General features: G+C 59.7%; 16 protein-coding genes. 11 read left to right on the forward strand and 5 right to left on the reverse strand.

Translation table 11 applies throughout. The features are described 5' to 3' along the window. Window positions 1-102: 102 nt before the first annotated feature. On the reverse strand, window positions 103-303 hold the full coding sequence (locus tag AC5SEO_RS03240) for a hypothetical protein (protein ID WP_065687739.1): 201 nt from the start codon (window positions 301-303) through the stop codon (window positions 103-105). Between the two features lie 136 nt (window positions 304-439). Between AC5SEO_RS03240 and AC5SEO_RS03245 the strand changes: the two genes are divergently transcribed. The 5 genes from AC5SEO_RS03245 (at window position 440) to AC5SEO_RS03265 (ending at window position 5821) form a co-directional block, all read left to right on the forward strand. Then, window positions 440-1966, forward strand: coding sequence for an ABC transporter substrate-binding protein (locus AC5SEO_RS03245; protein WP_026330678.1), 1527 nt, complete (start codon window positions 440-442; stop codon window positions 1964-1966). 236 nt (window positions 1967-2202) lie between these two features. Then, window positions 2203-3144: an ABC transporter permease gene (locus AC5SEO_RS03250; protein WP_065659511.1), complete on the forward strand. Its 942-nt coding sequence runs from the start codon at window positions 2203-2205 to the stop codon at window positions 3142-3144. Next, window positions 3144-4019, forward strand: a complete 876-nt coding sequence (locus tag AC5SEO_RS03255) for an ABC transporter permease (RefSeq protein WP_019564634.1) — start codon at window positions 3144-3146, stop codon at window positions 4017-4019. Before AC5SEO_RS03250 ends, AC5SEO_RS03255 begins: the two co-directional genes overlap by 1 nt. Before the next feature lies 1 nt (window position 4020). Beyond that, a complete protein-coding gene (locus tag AC5SEO_RS03260; RefSeq protein WP_065659510.1) occupies window positions 4021-5244 on the forward strand; it encodes an amidohydrolase/deacetylase family metallohydrolase in 1224 nt (407 codons plus the stop codon). 82 nt (window positions 5245-5326) lie between these two features. Next, window positions 5327-5821, forward strand: a complete 495-nt coding sequence (locus tag AC5SEO_RS03265) for a RidA family protein (RefSeq protein WP_013761533.1) — start codon at window positions 5327-5329, stop codon at window positions 5819-5821. A gap of 6 nt (window positions 5822-5827) precedes the next feature. On the opposite strand, the gene AC5SEO_RS03270 is transcribed toward AC5SEO_RS03265, so the two are convergent. Then, on the reverse strand, window positions 5828-6664 hold the full coding sequence (locus AC5SEO_RS03270) for an IclR family transcriptional regulator (RefSeq protein WP_003510788.1): 837 nt from the start codon (window positions 6662-6664) through the stop codon (window positions 5828-5830). An 89-nt stretch (window positions 6665-6753) separates the two neighbouring features. Between AC5SEO_RS03270 and AC5SEO_RS03275 the strand changes: the two genes are divergently transcribed. Then, window positions 6754-7950 carry an aminotransferase class V-fold PLP-dependent enzyme gene (locus AC5SEO_RS03275; protein ID WP_174068818.1) on the forward strand — a complete coding sequence of 399 codons (1197 nt, stop codon included), beginning with the start codon at window positions 6754-6756 and terminating at the stop codon, window positions 7948-7950. A gap of 48 nt (window positions 7951-7998) precedes the next feature. Next, window positions 7999-9834, forward strand: a complete 1836-nt coding sequence (locus AC5SEO_RS03280; RefSeq protein ID WP_174068817.1) for an ABC transporter ATP-binding protein — start codon at window positions 7999-8001, stop codon at window positions 9832-9834. A gap of 6 nt (window positions 9835-9840) precedes the next feature. Here the strand turns inward: AC5SEO_RS03280 and AC5SEO_RS03285 are convergent, their stop codons facing one another. Further along, window positions 9841-10470 carry a glutathione S-transferase family protein gene (locus AC5SEO_RS03285; protein WP_174068816.1) on the reverse strand — a complete coding sequence of 210 codons (630 nt, stop codon included), beginning with the start codon at window positions 10468-10470 and terminating at the stop codon, window positions 9841-9843. A 1-nt stretch (window position 10471) separates the two neighbouring features. Further along, on the reverse strand, window positions 10472-10837 hold the full coding sequence (locus AC5SEO_RS03290; RefSeq protein ID WP_003510774.1) for an ArsR/SmtB family transcription factor: 366 nt from the start codon (window positions 10835-10837) through the stop codon (window positions 10472-10474). A gap of 212 nt (window positions 10838-11049) precedes the next feature. Between AC5SEO_RS03290 and AC5SEO_RS03295 the strand changes: the two genes are divergently transcribed. Genes AC5SEO_RS03295 through AC5SEO_RS03310 form a run of 4 tightly spaced genes read left to right on the forward strand, consistent with a single transcriptional unit; the run spans window position 11050 to window position 15919 of the window. Further along, window positions 11050-11916 carry an ABC transporter substrate-binding protein gene (locus tag AC5SEO_RS03295; protein ID WP_174068815.1) on the forward strand — a complete coding sequence of 289 codons (867 nt, stop codon included), beginning with the start codon at window positions 11050-11052 and terminating at the stop codon, window positions 11914-11916. Then, complete coding sequence (locus AC5SEO_RS03300) at window positions 11913-13040, forward strand: LLM class flavin-dependent oxidoreductase (RefSeq protein ID WP_174068814.1); 1128 nt, start codon at window positions 11913-11915, stop codon at window positions 13038-13040. The genes AC5SEO_RS03295 and AC5SEO_RS03300 overlap by 4 nt, the downstream gene beginning before the upstream one ends. Before the next feature lie 31 nt (window positions 13041-13071). Then, window positions 13072-14904, forward strand: coding sequence for a TRAP transporter large permease (locus tag AC5SEO_RS03305; RefSeq protein ID WP_174068813.1), 1833 nt, complete (start codon window positions 13072-13074; stop codon window positions 14902-14904). 16 nt (window positions 14905-14920) lie between these two features. Further along, window positions 14921-15919, forward strand: coding sequence for a TRAP transporter substrate-binding protein (locus AC5SEO_RS03310; protein ID WP_174068812.1), 999 nt, complete (start codon window positions 14921-14923; stop codon window positions 15917-15919). A gap of 57 nt (window positions 15920-15976) precedes the next feature. Here the strand turns inward: AC5SEO_RS03310 and AC5SEO_RS03315 are convergent, their stop codons facing one another. Continuing rightward, the gene (locus AC5SEO_RS03315; protein ID WP_013761523.1) at window positions 15977-17488 is read right to left on the reverse strand and encodes an aldehyde dehydrogenase (NADP(+)); all 1512 of its coding nucleotides are present in this window, start codon (window positions 17486-17488) and stop codon (window positions 15977-15979) included. Between the last annotated feature and the right edge of the window lie 175 nt (window positions 17489-17663).

A 17663-nucleotide genomic window follows, 5' to 3' on the forward strand; every position in this document is an offset into this window, starting at 1 on the left:
GTCTGTCTGCAGCCCTTAAAAACACGGCTGGGAAGGCGAATAACGTAACGATTAATAAGAATGCGAGATTATGTCTGTCGTAATCTGGTCTTGGTCTGATCCTCAATAGCACTTTGTTCGCAAATGCGAAATATCAAAGCCTCTTAATTCCTCCTCTTCGTTTTCCAGTTGAAAGCCAGCCGTAGTTTCCGCAGTTTCGGCTGGCAGCAGCGGTGTTTGCCGCGCGCCGTGGTTCGGGCGAAATAGCCTGTTTTCCATCGACTGATGTTCCGTTTCCGCCTCTTGCGAAGGCCCGTCTTCCATTTCGCCTGTCTTGGAAACCCTTCCTCGCTCCGCATTGTCATTGACAAGGCGTCTTATCGAGTTATTCTGTTATAAAGATTTATATAACATAATAATGGAACTCATAAGGTCGGAACCAAGAGCTGGGAGCTTAACAATGAGACGTAAACTTGCATTTCTCGCCACTGCCGCTTTGATGCTAGCGCCGGGCGTGATGATGGCTGCGGAAAAGGGCGGTGTCATCAATGTCGCCACGATCGGCGAGCCGCCGACACTCGATCCCATGGCCTCGACGGCCGATCTCGTCGGCATTGTCACGCAACATATTTTTGAAACGCTCTACACCTTCGACAAGGGGTGGAAGGTGACGCCGCTTCTGGCGGAAAGCCTGCCTGACATCAGTGCGGACGGCAAAACCTACACGATCAAGCTGCGGAAGGGCATCAAGTTCCATGACGGCAGCGATATGACCTCGGAAGATGTCGTCGCCTCGCTTGGCCGCTGGATGAAGATCGCATCACGCGGAAAACAGGTCGCCGGTTTCATCGACAATATCTCCGCGCCTGATGCCGAGACGGTGACAATCACCCTCAAGCAGCCCTATGCGCCGCTGACCTCGCTGCTTGCTTTCAACAACTCCGCAGCCATCATTCTGCCCGCTGAAAAGCAGGCTGAGCCGATGACAGAATTTGTCGGCACCGGCCCTTATATGTTGAAGGAACGCAAGGCGGACCAATATATCCAGCTCGTCCGTTTCGACGGCTACAAGTCTCGTGACGGTGAAAGTGACGGATATGGCGGTGCGCGCCATCAGTATCTCGATGAAATCCGTTTCGTTCCGGTTCCCGATCCGAATACCCGTGTAGAGGCCGCTGTTTCCGGCCAGTATGACTACGTCGATTCCATTCCGGTGGAATCCTTCGCCAAGGTGAAGTCCTCCTCGGCCTCGCAGCCGTTGATGCTGAAGCCCTTCGGTTATCCGGTCTTTGTATTCAATACCAAGGAAGGTTTGTCTTCCAAGCTGGAGGTCCGCAAGGCGGTGACCGAAGCGTTGAACATGGAGGACATGCTGGCGGCGGCGTTCGGCAGCACGGATTTCTATGCGCTTGATGGCGCCTACTATCCGTCCAATTTCTCCTGGCATTCGGAAGAGGGCGTCGAAGGCAATTATAATGTCGGCAACCCGGAGGCCGCAGCCGAAAAGCTGAAGGCCGCCGGATATAATGGCGAGCCGTTGCGCATCCTCACCAGCCGTCAGTATGAGTTCCACTACAAAATGGCGCAGGTGGCAGCGGAGTATCTGAAGCTTGCCGGTTTCAAGGTGGATATGCAGGTGGTGGACTGGGCGACGCTGACGCAGCGTCGTGCCGACCCGAAGCTCTGGGATATCTACATCAGCCACAGCCCCTTCCTGCCGGAGCCGGCGCTGATTGGCGCGCTTTCCACAGGTTCGCCGGGCTGGTGGGACACGCCGACGCGCAAGGCGGCGGTGGACGCTTTCACCTCGGAGGCTGATCCGGAGAAGCGCGTTGCTCTCTGGGCCAAGGTGCAGAAGACGATCTATGACGAGCTGCCGCTCATCAAGATCGGCGACTTCAACGCCGTGGCGGCGAAGTCCAACAAGCTTGATGGCGTCGATCCGGCTCCCTGGCCCTATTTCTGGAATGCTTCGGTTACGAAGTAAGACCGCTCCGCACTCCGTGACCCCGGACTGAATCCGGGGTCCAGCGCGATCAAGTCTTTGACCGCAAGAGGACGCCTTCACCACGCAGACGCGCGGTGGCTGGATGCCGGATCAGATCCGGCATGACGGAGGCGGGAGTCTTCCAGCCATGAGCGCCGGGTTTACCGGCACTCGTCGACAACTCTGTTCAACCGTCGCCTGAGAGCGGCCCATCACGCGCTTCGGAGCATTCATACGTGATACGGTATATTTTCCAGAGACTTGCCGGAATGATCGTGGTGATGTTTCTCGTCGTCACCATCGTTTTCATCATCCTGCGCGTCACGCCCGGCGATCCGGCGGCGGTGATGCTCGGGCCGGACGCCTCGGCACAGGACATCGCTGAGTTGCGCACCAGACTTGGCCTAGATCAGTCGCTCGGCGTGCAATATGTCTACTATATCGGGCAATTGCTGCGCGGTGATCTCGGCCAGTCGATCTTCCTCAACATGCCGGTTGGATCGGCGCTTCTGGATCGGGCGGAACCGACCTTCTTCCTGACGATCTTTTCGCTGTTGATCGCCAGTGCCATCGCGCTTCCCATCGGCATCTATGCCGCTTACCGGCGCGGTTCCTTCGTGGATCAGGCAGCGACAACCATTGCGATGCTGGCGGCGAGCATTCCGAGCTTCTGGCTTGGCCTGATCCTCATGCAGTTCTTCGCTGTCCGGCTCGATATGTTCCCGGTGTCGGGATATGGCGGTCCGGGCGCAAGCTTCCTCGAGCGCATGTATCACCTGACCTTGCCAGCCATCGCACTCGGCCTCGTTTCTTCCGCCCTCATTCTGCGCTTTACCCGCGCCTCGATGCTGGATGTTCTCGGCGACGACTATGTCCGTACCGCCAGAGCCAAGGGCGTCAAGGAACCCCGGGTGGTGATGAAACACGCGCTGAAGAACGCACTCATCCCCATCCTCACCGTGCTTGGTCTCACCGCCGCCGTGCTGATTTCCGGCGCGGTCGTTACGGAAACCGTGTTTGGCCTGCCGGGCGTCGGCAATCTCGTCGTGTCAGCCGTCTTGAGGCGCGATTATCCGGTCATTCAGGGCGCGCTTCTCGTCATCGCCGGGCTTTACGTGCTCATCAATTTTGCCATCGACATGCTGTATCTGCTGGTCGATCCGAGGGTTCGTTACTGATGGCCGATATCACCTCCACCGCCCAGCCGGCGCGCAACCCGACCATCCTGTTCATTCGGCGTCTGTTGAAGCGCAAGACGGTCGCAGCAGGTCTGATCGTGCTGCTCGTCTTCGTGCTGCTCGCCGTTTTCGCGCCGATGATCGCGCCTTATTCGCCGTCGAAACTGTCGATCGTCAACCGTCTGAAACCGCCGAGCGAACTCTACTGGTTCGGCACCGACGAGTTCGGCCGTGACGTTTTTTCCCGTACCATCTTTGCGGGAAGGCTGTCGCTTCTGGTCGGGGCCGCCGTGGTGGCGCTGTCGGCGTTGATCGGCATCACGCTCGGCCTGCTTGCCGGTTTCTTCCAGAAACTGGATACGCCGATCGCGCGACTGATCGATGCCATGATGGCGTTTCCGGATATTCTGCTGGCCATCGCGCTAGTGGCCGCACTCGGGCCGTCGCTGACGACGGTAATCATTGCGCTTGCCGTCGTTTATTCGCCGCGCCTTGCCCGCATCGTGCGCGCCTCGACGCTGGTGATCCGGGAATTGCCCTATGTGGAGGCGGCCAAGGCGCTTGGCATCTCCACCTTCCACATCATGACGCGGCATGTGCTGCGCAATCTGATCTCGCCGATCCTCGTGCAGTGCACCTTCCTTTTCGCCAGCGCCATGCTGGCCGAGGCCGGCCTTTCATTTCTGGGGCTGGGTGTCAGCCCCGAAATTCCGACCTGGGGAACCATGATCTCCGCAGGCCGCCAATATATCGGCCAGGCGGACTGGATGACCTATTTCCCCGGCTTTGCCATCATTCTTTCCGTGCTCTCGCTGCAAATGGTTGGCGACGGACTGCGGGACATGCTCGACCCAAGACTGCGAAGGGATTTGTAATATGACGTCCGGTGAACAGGCAAAAACGCCTTTTCAAGCTCCCATTCTTCTCTCCAATGTGAAACCCGTCGGCTTCGAAAAGGGGGCGCCACAGGCCCAGACCGATATCCTGATCGGCGGCGATGGCAAGGTCGCGGCGGTTGGGCCTGCCCTTCAGGCGCCGACTGATGCGCAGCGCATCGACGCAAAGGGCGCATTCGTCTCGCCCGGCTGGGTGGATCTGCACGTGCATATCTGGCATGGCGGCACCGATATCTCCATCCGCCCGTCAGAATGCGGGGCCGAGCGCGGCGTGACGACGCTGGTGGATGCCGGTTCGGCGGGGGAAGCAAATTTCCACGGTTTTCGCGAATATATCATCGAACCATCGAAGGAACGCATCAAGGCCTTCCTCAATCTCGGCTCCATCGGGCTTGTCGCCTGCAACCGGGTGCCGGAACTTCGCGATATCAAGGATATCGACCTCGACCGCATCCTTGAATGTTATGCCGAGAACAGCGAGCATATCGTTGGCCTCAAGGTGCGGGCGAGCCATGTCATTACGGGTTCCTGGGGTGTTACGCCGGTCAAACTCGGCAAGAAGATCGCCAAGATCCTGAAAGTGCCGATGATGGTGCATGTGGGTGAACCGCCTGCGCTCTACGATGAGGTGCTGGAAATTCTCGGTCCCGGCGATGTCGTGACCCATTGCTTCAACGGCAAGTCCGGCTCCAGCATCATGGAGGACGAGGACCTGTTCAACCTTGCGGAGCGCTGCGCCGGGGAAGGCATCCGGCTGGATATCGGCCACGGCGGTGCATCCTTCTCCTTCAAGGTGGCGGAAGCGGCGATCGCGCGCGGCCTTTTGCCCTTCTCGATCTCCACGGATTTGCATGGCCATTCGATGAATTTCCCCGTCTGGGATCTGGCGACGACCATGTCGAAGCTGCTTTCGGTCGATATGCCCTTCGAAAATGTCGTCGATGCCGTCACCCGCAATCCGGCCTCCATCATCCGCCTCGACATGGAAAACCGCCTCGATGTTGGCCAGCGTGCGGATTTCACGGTTTTCGATCTTGTCGATTCCGATCTGGAGGCGACCGATTCCAATGGCGATGTTTCGCGTCTCAAGCGGCTGTTCGAGCCGCGCTATGCGGTGATCGGTGCGGAGGCCATTGCCGCCAGCCGTTATGTCCCAAGAGCGCGCAAGCTCGTGCGCCACAGCCATGGCTATTCCTGGCGCTGAACCGACTGGAGCGGCGGGGAGGGATGCTCTCCGTCTTCCGCAAAGAATAGGGATACCCGTCCCGGTATTATGAGGAATTCGCGTGAAACAGTCTTCGCTTGAGGCAGATGGGCGTCATTCGCCCTACGACCGGCTTGCCGCGCTCGGCATCTCGCTGCCGCCGCCACCGCCGCCGATCGCCAATTTCGTCACGCATGTGGTGGAAGGCAACATGCTCTATCTTTCGGGGCAAGGCCCGAGGGAGGAGAACGGACACCTGTACGCCGGCAAGGTCGGAGCCGAGATCGGGCTGGACGAGGCGTACCAGCATGCGCGTTTAACCGGCATCAATCTTCTTGCCGTCATGCATGAGGCGCTTGGGGATCTGTCGCGGGTGAAGAAGGTGGTCAAACTGCTGGGCATGGTCAATGCCGTCAGCGATTTCCGCGATCATCCAACCGTCATCAACGGTTGTTCGGATCTCTTCATCGATGTGTTCGGCGATGCGGGGCAGCACGCCCGCTCCGCCGTGGGGTTCGGTTCGCTGCCGGGCAACATCACCGTCGAGATAGAAGCCATCATCGCCCTTAGGGATTGAGGCCGTTCAATGGTTGCGCCAGCCCATCAGCTTCTCGATCCTTTCGGCCGAAACCCTGACCTGTTCGGTATAGTGGTTTTCGTCCGCCAGCACCTTCTGTTCCGGCAGCACGATGGAGATCGTCGCCACGCATTCTCCATTGGTGTCGCAGATCGGCGAGGCGATGCAGGCAACAGCGTAGTCGGATTCCGCAACCTGTATCGACAGCCGGTCACGGAACGCCGTGCCTGCCGATTGAGAGAGCGCTTCCGGGTTGATTTCCGCACGGCCGGTGGGCGATGTGCGGGCGCAGCGTTTGAAAAGCTCGACGCGCTCCTCTTCCGGCAGATGGCCAACGAGCAGGCGGCCGGATGCCGTCCAGTTCAATGGAACACGGGTGCCGACGCGCGAGGCAACCTGGAAATGGCTGGGGCCATCCGCCATGGCGAGCACCAGCATATGGTCACCGTCGCGACCGCAAAGCTGCACCGTCTCACCCGCATGGCGGCACAGATCATGCATTTCGTGGGTTGCGACACCCATGAAATCCAGCGAGCGGGCATAGGCAAGGCCGTAGTGATAAAGCCGTGCGCCGAGCCATATGTTACCTTCGGCGTTGCGCGCCAGCATGTTCTTTTCGACCAGATCGTCAACGATCACATAGACGGTGGAAAGTGGCGCCTTGATCGCCTTGGCAATGGCGTAAGCGCCAGCTGGCGATCCGGTTTCGTAAAGGTAATCAATCACCTGAAGAGCGCGATCAATGCCGCTGACACGCGAGCGCTTGGCCACCTTCGCGTCCGGGTTTTCCTCGGTCGCGGACAAGGCGTGTGAAGACAATTCGTCCAGTTTATGGGCGTCCAATTTCGGGCTCCTCATGAATTTTGAGAAGCTATTACATTATTATGGCATATATGTCGATGCCTATCGCATCGCAAAGACAGGAGAAAGACATGACCGAGGATATCAGAAGCAGGATCGGCCTTCGCCCGGTCATCAACGTCTCGGGCACCATGACGTCGCTCGGTGCTTCCATCGTCGTTCCAGAGGCGGTTGAGGCCATGGCGGCGATCCTGCCGCAATTCGTAGAGATCAACGATCTGCAGCGCAAGGCAAGCGCGATCATCGCGAGACTGACGGGCGGCGAGGCTGGTTTCGTCACTGCTTCCTGCTCTTCCGGCATCAGCCTTGCTGTTGCCGGCGCCATCACCGGCAACAATCTCTTGGCCATCGAAAAGCTGCCTGATATCGCACCGGAAAAGAACGAAGTGCTGGTGCAGATGGGGCATGTGGTGAGCTACGGCGCGCCGGTGGATCAGGCGATCCGGCTTGGCGGCGGCAAGGTGGTGCTGGTCGGGCAGGCCACATCGACCCATCGCTTCCACATGGAAAACGCCATCACCGAAAAGACGGCGGCGGCGGTCTATGTCATCTCGCACCATGTCGTGAATTATGGCCTGCTGCATCTTTCCGAATTCGTAGAGATCGCCCATGCCAAGGGTGTTCCGGTAATCGTGGATGCGGCGTCCGAATATGATCTGCAGCTGTTTCTGGCCACCGGCGCAGATATTGTCCTCTATTCCGGCCACAAGTTTCTCGGCGGCCCCACCTCCGGCATCGTGGCCGGAAGTAAGGAACTGGTGCGCAACGCCTTCCTGCAAAATATGGGCATTGGCCGCGGCATGAAGGTCGGCAAGGAAAGCATCTATGGCGTTATGGCGGCACTGCAAGCCTGGGAAAAGCGCGACCATGCCGGCATCCGTGAGCGCGAGACCGGATATCTCAATCTCTGGAAGGAAACGCTGGATGGCCGCCCGGGCGTGACCGCGCTCATCGAGCCGGATCCGACCAATAACCCGCTCGACAGGCTGCGCGTGATCATCGATGCCGAAGAAGCGCATATCACTGCCTGGGACCTGACGACGGCGTTGGCCAGGGGCAATCCTCCCATCATCACCCGCGACCACGAGGTAGAGCATCGCTATTTCTATCTCGACCCATGCAATCTGCATCCCGGACAGGAAACCATCGTGGCGTCTCGTCTGGCCGAGGAACTGGACAAGGCGCGTGCCTCCAACGAGGTGATTGCAACACCTTTCGAAGACCGGAGCCGACACCGCTTCGACGGCATGCTGCGCTGGCCGGACTAGGCTTGACCGCTTGCGCCGCCAAAACCTAACGACAAGAAGGGAACGATCATGACCATGCCGCAGGCCGCACCCGTTGGTGCCGAAGATGCCGTGCTTTCCGTCCGCAATCTCACCACGTCCTTTCACGTGGATGGCGGCTGGAAACCCGTGGTTCGTGATATTTCCTTTGATGTCGGGCCGGGTGAAACGGTCGCGATCGTAGGTGAAAGCGGTTCGGGTAAAAGCGTTACCTCCCTCTCCATCATGCGGCTGCTGGATCGTGAAAGCAGCAGGGTGGAGGGTAAAATCCTGCTTGGAGGGCGCAACCTGCTGTCCCTCTCCGAAGATGCCATGCGGCAGGTGAGGGGAAACGAGGTCGCCATGATCTTTCAGGAGCCGATGACCAGCCTCAATCCGCTGTTCACCATCGGCGACCAGATTTCCGAGGCCTTGTTATGCCACCAGCCGATGTCGAAAACCGACGCGAGGGCGGAGACGGTTCGGCTGCTCGAAAAGGTCCGTATTCCTTCAGCCGCATCGCGTTTCGATGAATATCCGCATCGCTTTTCCGGCGGCATGCGCCAGCGCGTGATGATCGCCATGGCGCTTGCATCCCGGCCGAAGCTGCTGATCGCCGATGAGCCGACGACCGCACTCGACGTGACCATTCAGGGCCAGATCCTTGACCTCATCAAGACGCTTCAGGAGGAGGAAGGCACGTCGGTTCTGTTCATCACCCATGATATGGGCGTGGTAGCGGAAATCGCCGATCGTACCGTTGTCATGTATCGCGGCGAGCAGGTGGAAGTTGGCGCGACCGCTGATATCTTTCATCGCGGCAAGCATCCCTATACCCGCGCGCTTTTGTCCGCCGTTCCGGTTCTGGGTTCCATGACGGGTGAGGAAAGACCGCTCAGGTTTCCCATCGTCAACACCACCACAGGCGAAACGCAGCAGCCGGCGCGGCCGGGCGATACCGTTGACGCGAGTGCCCAGCCGGTGCTCAAGGTAGAAGGGCTGACCAAGCGCTTCGATATTCACTCCGGCCTTTTGGGGCGGCTCAGCGGCCGCGTGCATGCGGTGGAGAATGTGTCCTTTGATCTCAGAGCCGGCGAGACATTGTCGTTGGTCGGCGAAAGCGGTTGCGGCAAATCGACCACCGGGCGCGCCATCATGCGGCTGATCGAGCCGGATGCCGGCTCAGTGATGGTTAATGGCGAGAATATTCTCGCCCTCGACAAATCAGGCATGCGCGAGATGCGCAAAACGGTGCAGATGATCTTTCAGGACCCCTATGCCTCGCTCAACCCGCGCATGACGGTGGGTGCGGCGATTGCCGAACCGTTTCTGGAGCACCGCATGGGAAACGCCCGCGAGGCAAAGGATGTTGTGGCCGATATGCTGGCGAAGGTCGGCCTTTCGCCCGATATGGCGGCGCGCTACCCTCATGAATTTTCCGGCGGCCAGCGTCAGCGTATCTGTATCGCCCGCGCGCTTGCGCTCCAGCCGAAGGTGATTGTCGCCGATGAGAGCGTTTCGGCGCTGGACGTTTCGATAAAGGCGCAGGTCATCAACCTGATGCTGGATCTGCAGCAAAGCCTCGATCTCGCCTTCCTGTTCATCAGCCATGACATGGCGGTGGTGGAGCGCGTCAGCCACCGGGTAGCGGTAATGTATCTCGGCGAGATCGTTGAAATCGGCCCACGTGCGGCGGTGTTTGACAATCCGCAGCATGATTACACCCGCAAGCTGATGGCCGCCGTGCCGGTGCCGGACCCGGACCGCAGAAACACCCGGCGAAATGCCGCGAATGACGAGCTGAAAAGCCCGATCCGCGCGATCGATTACGTGGTGAAACCGCGTGAGTACCGTGAGGTCTCGCCCGGTCACCTTGTCGCCTGCTAAAGCGGGTTAAAGACCCGGTACATCGCATGTCGCGAAAGGCACGCGGTAACCGCGCCGGAAGGTTTCGCGCTGTCCGAGCTGGCGATACCATTGCTGTACCGCCGGAAAATCGTCGAGGTCAATTTTATGGCGCGCGAAACGCGAGACCCATGGCCAGATGGCGATATCGGCTATGGAAAAATCACCGGCGATGAATTCCCGGCCCGTCAGGCGCTGGTTCAGTGTGCGGTAGAGGCGCTCCGTATCCGAGGCGAAACGCGCCTCGGCAAAGGGTGCCTGTCCGGTATTGTAGGTCAGGAAATAATGGGCATAACCGAGTGTCGGGCCAAAATTGGCGGCCTGCCACATCAGCCATTCGGTGACTGCCAGCCGCGCAGCAGGGGAGGCAGGCAGAAGACGCCCGGCCTTTTCGGCGAGATAGATCAGAATCGCGTTCGATTCCGTTAGAACTGTGCCGTTATCGCGGTCGATGATTGCCGGGATTTTCGACCCGGGATTGATGCGGGTATAGTCGGCTGAGAATTGTTCGTCTTTTTCAATGTCGATGGCGTGGCTGACATAGGGCAGGCCGAGTTCTTCCAGCGCAATCGAGATTTTCAGGCCGTTCGGGGTGATCCAGGTGTAGAGGTCGATCATGCTAATCGAACATCGCCTCATCTAGTGGCAAAGCTCGCCTGCCTTTCTTGCCGGTCACATCAGAGAGATCAGTATAAAGACCGCGCAATGTCGCAACGAGTTGGATGATGCGCGGATCGGTGACGCGATAAATCACCTGTTTGCCTTCCCGCGAGCCCTCGATCACACCGGCATCGCGCAATTCGGCAAGCTGCTGGGAAAGTGTCGGTTGCTGAATGCCGAGCTCATATTCCAGTGCGGAAACGGAAGCCTCCGTTTCCATGAGATAACAGACGATGGCCAGGCGATTGGCGTTGGCGACAAGCTTTAAAAGCTCGCTCGCCTCCACCACGCTGCGGCAGATGAGATTGGAAACCGGTTTCGTCACGACTACAGGTCCATTTTTCAAACTATAAAAAAGTAAATTGTATTGCGATAAATTTCAATGGTTTGATTAAGCCGAGTTTGACCGCGTCAGGATTTTTTTTAAAATCTACAGGATTTATAGATTTCTCTTTCGCTTTGCCGCAGAGGATCGCCAAAACGTTCCTCGAAAACATTCTATAAAAAAGTAGATTGATTAAGAAATGAGGTGTCGACATGAAAATCGGGGTCCATCCCAACAATCTGCATTTGCGGCTCGCCCGGCTCTGGCCCGGCGCGTTTGATGAATTCGATCCGGAATTCGTGCCCTACCGCGAGGGGCGCGATACCGCAGCGCTTTTGAAAAAAGGCGAAATTCATTTCGGCGGCACGGGCTCGACGCCGCCAATCGAGGCGGATGCGCGGGGGCTTTCCGCAGCTTATATCGCTGCCTCAGCACCACGCCCCGCAAACGGCGCGATCCTCGTGCGGCGCGACAGCCCCATCCGCTCTGCGGCCGACCTTTCGGGAAAACGCATATCGCTGATTGACGGGTCTTTTCATACCTATCTTCTTGCGCGTAGCCTGGAAGGGGTGGGGCTTGGTCTTGCGGATGTAATACGCATCGAGAGCGGTGACAGCGATAGCCTGCGCGATCTCGTGGAAGGCCGCGTCGATGCCTGGGTGACGATGTCGCCACGGCTCGAAAAAGCCCTGACCCATGACGGGATCAGTCTTCTGGTCCGTTGCGGCTCCACCATTCCCAACCGTTCGCTGTTCTGGACGCTCGCGCGTCACACTGTGGCGCTGGAACAAAGCGAGGCGATTGCCGCCGAACTGGACCGCGTTGGCCGCGCCGTCATGGCGGATATAGACAGAGCCGCGGCCCTTCTTGCCGCCGAGCCGGGCAGCGAAGGTGATGCGCAGTCCTGGGCAAAGGTGCTGCGCTCACGCGATCTTTCGGTGGTGCCCGCCGCCGAAAATATCCTTGCCGAACAGCAGGAGGAGGCCGATACGCTTTACAGGCACGGCCATTTCTCTCTACCGGTTCTGACCGGGCAGAGACCGGCCCCACAATCAGCCAGCGCGGGAGGCGACAGATGAACGTTTTCTGGTACATGTGCGCGCCCGATGGCGCCTATCCCTGGCAACCGGAAGGATCCCGCAAGGTTGATCTCGGTTATTACAAGCAGCTTGCTCTTGCTTATGATCAGCTTGGTTACACAGGCGCCCTGTTTGCCACCGGCGCGCATGATGTGTGGGTTCTGGCTGGCGCGCTGCTTTCCTATACCGCGCGGCTGAAGTTTCTGGTCGCGATTCATCCGGGTCTTGTCGCGCCAACGCTGCTCGCCAAGATGGCGGCGACGCTTCAGGAATTTTCGCGCGGACGCCTGCTGATCAACGTCGTCTCGGGCGATGCCAAGATGCTCGGTGCATATGGCATGACCATGCCGCATGACGAACGCTACGATATGGCGGATGAATATTTGCAGATCTGGCATCGTCTTTTTGCCGGTGAGACGGTCGATTTCAAGGGCCGCCATTTCCAGACCGAAGGCGCAAAGTTGGCACTGCCGGTGGGGCAAGGCATAGAGCCACCACCGCTATGGTTCGGCGGCTCTTCGGACAAGGCGATCGAGGTTGCCGCCAAACATGTCGAGACCTATCTTTCCTGGGGCGAAACGCCCGACCAGATCGGCGCGAAGGTCGATCTCGTCAAGGCGCGGGCGGAGAAACTCGGCCGTGAGCTGGAATACGGCATTCGTCTGTACGTTATTGTCCGCGATACGGATGAAGAGGCATGGGCCGCCGCCGCCGATCTTTACGGGCGCATGGACGAGCGTGCCATTGCAGCCAACCAGCGTTTCGTCGGCAAGACCGATTCCGTCGGCCAGCAGCGCATGACGGCGATGCATGGTGGACAGAAGCCTGAGAACCTGCGTGATCTCGAAATTGCCCCCAATCTCTGGGCCGGCATCGGTCTTGTCCGGCCGGGACCGGGCACCGCAATTGTCGGCTCGCCCGATACGGTCATCCGCACGCTGGAGGCCTATAAAAAGGCGGGCGTGAATACCTTTATTCTGTCCGGCATGCCGTTGCTGGAAGAGGCCTTCCGTTTCGGGGAAAAGGTTCTTCCGCGTCTTGATGTATCGCGGGAAGTCTCGTCAGCCAAACAATTCACCTGGTCGACTTTGTTCGACCGCGACCTCTCGGCAAAGGCATCTTAAACATGGCCTTCCGGGAGTGGAGAAAAAAGACATGACGGCTGGTCCGGCAACAACGATTGCACAACGACGCATCGGCCCTCAGCGTGCGGCGGAGCGGGCGCTTGCCGTTCTGGACAAGGCGCTTGGCGCGGTCGCCGCCGCAATCCTTGCGACTCTTCTCGTGGTGGTGCTGGTCAATGTCACCCTGCGTTATCTGTTTCACACCGGCTTCATCGGTGCGGAAGATCTCGGCATCTGGCTGCATGTGGCGATGATCGCGGTCGGCGCGCCGCTCAGTCTCAAAAGCGCGCTTGCCATGCGGCTCGATGTTTTCGTGCGGTTTTTGCCTGAGCGGTTTCATGCCGCCACCGAAGTTCTGGCGGATGCCTTCTCCTTCATCGCAGCACTGATCCTCGCCTTCGGTGGGGTTGAAATCGCGGCGATGCTGGGCGGTACGTCTCCGACGCTCGGTCTGCCGGAATGGGTGCGTTTTGGCTTTCTGGGTGCAGGCGGCGCGTTGATCCTTCTTTACCTGGCGCTTCAGCGTGTCAGTGAGGGCAAGACATTTGCCGTTCTAGTGTCTCTCACCATTGCAATTGCGGCCTATGTCGGCCTGCCGGAAGTCTTCGTTGATACGAGCCTGCCGCCCAGCCTGTTTCTGGCGCTGACGGCGGCGGTGGGGCTGGTGCTGGCAGCACCGCTCGCCCATGCCTTTCTCGCCGCAGCCTATGTGGCGATCGCCTTCGGCAGTACCTTGCCGGAGCCGGCCATCGTTTCCTCAACGGTAACAGGCATGTCGAAATTCCTGCTGCTCGCCATCCCCTTCTTCCTGCTGGCCGGAAGCCTGCTGACGGAATCGGGCGTTGCCAACCAGCTGGTTCGGTTCGCCGCCTCCATGGTTGGACACCGCCGGGCAGGGCTGGCGCAGACGACGCTGTTGACCAGCGTGCTGTTTTCCGGCGCATCCGGTTCCTCTGTCGCCAACGCCGCCTTCGGCGCTTCAACCTTCCAGCCGGAACTGGTCAAACACGGCTATCCGCCGGCACAGGCGGGCGCGATCATCGCTGCAACGTCGGTGCTCGACAATGTCATCCCGCCCTCCATTGCCTTTCTCATCCTCGCAACGGCTACCAACCTGTCGGTGGGCTCGTTGCTGGTTGGCGGCTTTTTCGCCGGTGGGCTGATGGCGATCTGCCTTGCGGTGGCCATCCATTGGAGCGTGCGCAGCGTCGATACCCTGCCGCGCGCCACGGGCACGGAACGCTGGCGCTCGGCTATCGCCGCCATACCCGCCTTCGGTCTCGGCATCATCGTGGTGGTCGGCATCCGCATCGGCGTCGTCACCACCACGGAGGCGGCCGCACTTGCCGCACTCTACACGCTGCTTCTCGGCTTTGGGTACCGGCTGGGCGCGGGGCGAATCTTCGCAACTTTCCGGCAATCAGCCGGTGAGGCGGCGGCCATCGGTCTCCTTATCGGCACGGCAGGCCCCTTCGCCTTTCTTCTGGCGGTCGATAACGTCTCCGGCCTCGTCACGGATTTCGTGACATTGCTTGGCGGCAGCAAGATCGCGGTGCTTCTGCTTTCCAACCTCATCCTGCTCGTTGTGGGGCTGGTGCTGGATATCGGTGCGGCCATCCTGCTGTTTGGACCGATCCTGTTGCCCGCGGCCGTTGCGGCCGGCATCGATCCCATCCATTTCGGCGTCATTCTCGTGGTCAACCTGATGATCCATGGCCTCACACCACCGCTCGGCATGCTCATCTTCGTCGTCAGCGGTGTCACCCGCATTCCGGCGACAGCGCTATTCCAAGCCGTCGTTCCCTATCTCCTATCCCTTCTCGTTTCCCTCGCCATTCTGTGCGCCTGGGCCATTGTCTTCTAAATCCGAGGTTTTATTCATGACTATTATCGATCGTCGCAATCTCCTGAAACTCTCCGCTGCGGGTGCGGCAGCACTTGCCACGCCCGCCTTCGTCCGCAATGCAAATGCCAGGACCCGCAACATTACGGTCGCCTCCCTGTTCGCGGACGACAAGCCGGAGACGAAAATCTGGGTGAAGATTAGCGAGCTGGTGGAGGCAAAGCTGCCCGGCCGTTTCCGCTTCAACATCGTCAAGAGCGGTGCGCTGGGCGGCGAAAAGGAAGTGGCGGAAAATATCCGTCTCGGATCGGTTCAGGCGAGCCTTTCCACGGTCTCTTCGCTCTCCGGCTGGGTGCCGGAACTGCAAATCCTCGATCTGCCCTTCCTGTTCCGCGATGCAGACCATGTGCGCAAGGTGGTGACGGGCGAGACCGGCAGCGAGCTGAAGACCAAGCTTGGCGCGCAGCAATTCGTGGCCGTAGACTTCATCAACTACGGCGCCCGCCATCTCCTGACCAAGGAGCCGGTAACCCGGCCAGAGCAGCTCAACGGCAAGAAGATCCGAGTCATCCAGAGCCCGCTGCACACCAAGCTGTGGAGCGCCTTCGGCACCACGCCGGTCGGCATTCCCATCACCGAGACCTATAATGCACTGTCAACCGGCGTAGCCGACGCCATGGATCTGACGAAGTCCGCCTATGCCGGGTTCAAGCTTTACGAGGTTGTGCCCTACATGACCGAGACCGGCCATATCTGGGCATCGGGCGTGGTTTATTATGGTGCGGCTTTCTGGAACCAGCTCGATGACGAAGACAAGAAGGCCCTGACCGAGGCATCAAGCGAAGGCGCGCTCTATTTCAACCAGCTGATCGTCGAGGACGAGGCGAAATCGGTGGAGCTCGCCGTTTCGAAGGGCGGCAAGGTGTTGCAGCCGGAAGCCTTGGATGAGTGGCGCAAGGGGGCGCAGGGCGTCTGGCAGGATTTTGCCGGCACTGTCGGCGGCATCGAGAAAATACAGGCGATCCAGTCGGCCTGATACCGATGCACTATTGTGAATGGGGAGGGCGCAGGAGCGCCCTCCCCATTTTTTTGATCAGCGGATATCCTGCGGCAGAACGTCCGAAGGAATATTCTGGTAGGAAACAGGGCGCGTGAAGCGGCGGATCGACATGGTGCCGACCGAGGTCGCGCCGAAGTTCGTGGAAGCCGGGTAGGGGCCGCCGTGAACCATGGCTTCGGAGACTTCAACGCCGGTCGGGAAGCCGTTGGCGAGAACGCGGCCGGCCTTGCGCTCGAGGATCGGCAGCAGCTTGCGGCCGAGTTCGGCGTCACCTGCGTCAAGATGCATGGTCGCTGTCAGCTGGCCTTCGAAGCTCTTTGCCACTTCGATCATTTCTTCAGCGCTGTCGACCGTCACGATCAGGCCGAGCGGTCCGAAGACTTCTTCGGCGAGCGCGTGGTTGGCAACCCAGTCCTTGCCCGAAACGCGGAACAGGTAAGGCGTTGCGTTACGCAGGTCGCAGGTGGTGGTCAAAACGTCGCGCACGCCGTTGCCGGCTGCGATGCGGTCGCGACCGTCACGATAGGCAGCGGCGATACCGTCGGTCAGCATGACCTGCGGGCCGACTTCGGAAAGGGCCGCCCGTGCGGTTTCCGACACAGCATCCGCCTGCGAGGCAAGCACCACGGCAATGCCGGGATTGGTGCAGAACTGTCCAGCACCCATGGTGAGTGAACCTGCCCAGCCCTTGGCGATGGCTTCACCGCGCGCGGAAACGGCTTCCGGCAGCAGGAACATCGGGTTGACAGAACCGAGTTCGCCGAAGAACGGGATCGGTTCCGGACGCTGGGCGCAGAGATCGAACAGTGCGCGGCCACCGGCGAGCGAGCCGGTGAAGCCGACTGCCTTGATGCGCGGATGCTGTACGAGCGCGGAACCGACATCGCGGCGGCCGCCCTGGATCAGCGAGAAGACGCCGGGATGCAGATTGTGCTTCTTGACGGCGGCGAGAACGGCCTCGGCAATGATTTCACCGGTGCCGGGATGGGCGGAATGGCCCTTGACCACAACCGGGCAGCCGGCTGCGAGAGCGGCGGCGGTATCACCACCGGCGGTCGAGAAGGCGAGCGGGAAGTTGGAAGCACCGAAGACCGCAACGGGGCCGATCGGACGCTGCATCAGACGGATATCCGGGCGCGGCAGCGGCTGGCGATCCGGAAGCGCTTCGTCGTGGCGGCGGTCGAGATAGTCGCCCTTGCGGATATGCGATGCGAAAAGGCGAAGCTGTCCGGTGGTGCGGCCGCGTTCACCCTGCAGGCGTCCTGCGGGCAGGCCGGTCTCGGACGTGCCGATTTCAGTGATGGCGTCGGCGCGGGCCTCGATCTCATCGGCGATGGTGTCGAGGAATGCGGCGCGCTCTTCGCGGGTCGTATAGCCGTAGCTCCAGAAAGCCTCTTCGGCTGCTTCTGCGGCCGCATTCACCAGATCGACGGTGCCGACCGAAAAATCGAAAGCTTCGCCATGTGCAGGCTCGCTGCGGAATTTCGCTTCCGTGGCGACCCATTCTCCTGCAACCAGATGTTTGCCGTGCGGCTTGAAACTCATTGTGCTCTTCCCTGAAAATCTGATCCTGTGTGGAAAATCCACCCGATACCGTAAAACCGGACCGAAGGGCGACAGCCTGATAGGCCATCAGCCGCGATCCTTGTCCGGTTGCTCTCTGCCTTAGCCCGAGTATGGCTTCAGCGAAAGCCGGTTTGTGCAGTATCTGTCCAAAAAG

This window comes from Agrobacterium sp. K11 (genome assembly GCF_059429395.1).

Excerpts from the sequence above, each read along its gene's own strand:
- AC5SEO_RS03240 (WP_065687739.1), bottom strand. The coding sequence starts at position 303 with ATGGAAGACGGGCCTTCGCAAGAGGCGGAAACGGAACATCAGTCGATG.
- AC5SEO_RS03245 (WP_026330678.1), top strand. The coding sequence starts at position 440 with ATGAGACGTAAACTTGCATTTCTCGCCACTGCCGCTTTGATGCTAGCG.
- AC5SEO_RS03255 (WP_019564634.1), top strand. The coding sequence starts at position 3,144 with ATGGCCGATATCACCTCCACCGCCCAGCCGGCGCGCAACCCGACCATC.
- AC5SEO_RS03260 (WP_065659510.1), top strand. The coding sequence starts at position 4,021 with ATGACGTCCGGTGAACAGGCAAAAACGCCTTTTCAAGCTCCCATTCTT.
- AC5SEO_RS03275 (WP_174068818.1), top strand. The coding sequence starts at position 6,754 with ATGACCGAGGATATCAGAAGCAGGATCGGCCTTCGCCCGGTCATCAAC.
- AC5SEO_RS03280 (WP_174068817.1), top strand. The coding sequence starts at position 7,999 with ATGACCATGCCGCAGGCCGCACCCGTTGGTGCCGAAGATGCCGTGCTT.
- AC5SEO_RS03285 (WP_174068816.1), bottom strand. The coding sequence starts at position 10,470 with ATGATCGACCTCTACACCTGGATCACCCCGAACGGCCTGAAAATCTCG.
- AC5SEO_RS03295 (WP_174068815.1), top strand. The coding sequence starts at position 11,050 with ATGAAAATCGGGGTCCATCCCAACAATCTGCATTTGCGGCTCGCCCGG.
- AC5SEO_RS03300 (WP_174068814.1), top strand. The coding sequence starts at position 11,913 with ATGAACGTTTTCTGGTACATGTGCGCGCCCGATGGCGCCTATCCCTGG.
- AC5SEO_RS03305 (WP_174068813.1), top strand. The coding sequence starts at position 13,072 with ATGACGGCTGGTCCGGCAACAACGATTGCACAACGACGCATCGGCCCT.
- AC5SEO_RS03310 (WP_174068812.1), top strand. The coding sequence starts at position 14,921 with ATGACTATTATCGATCGTCGCAATCTCCTGAAACTCTCCGCTGCGGGT.
- AC5SEO_RS03315 (WP_013761523.1), bottom strand. The coding sequence starts at position 17,488 with ATGAGTTTCAAGCCGCACGGCAAACATCTGGTTGCAGGAGAATGGGTC.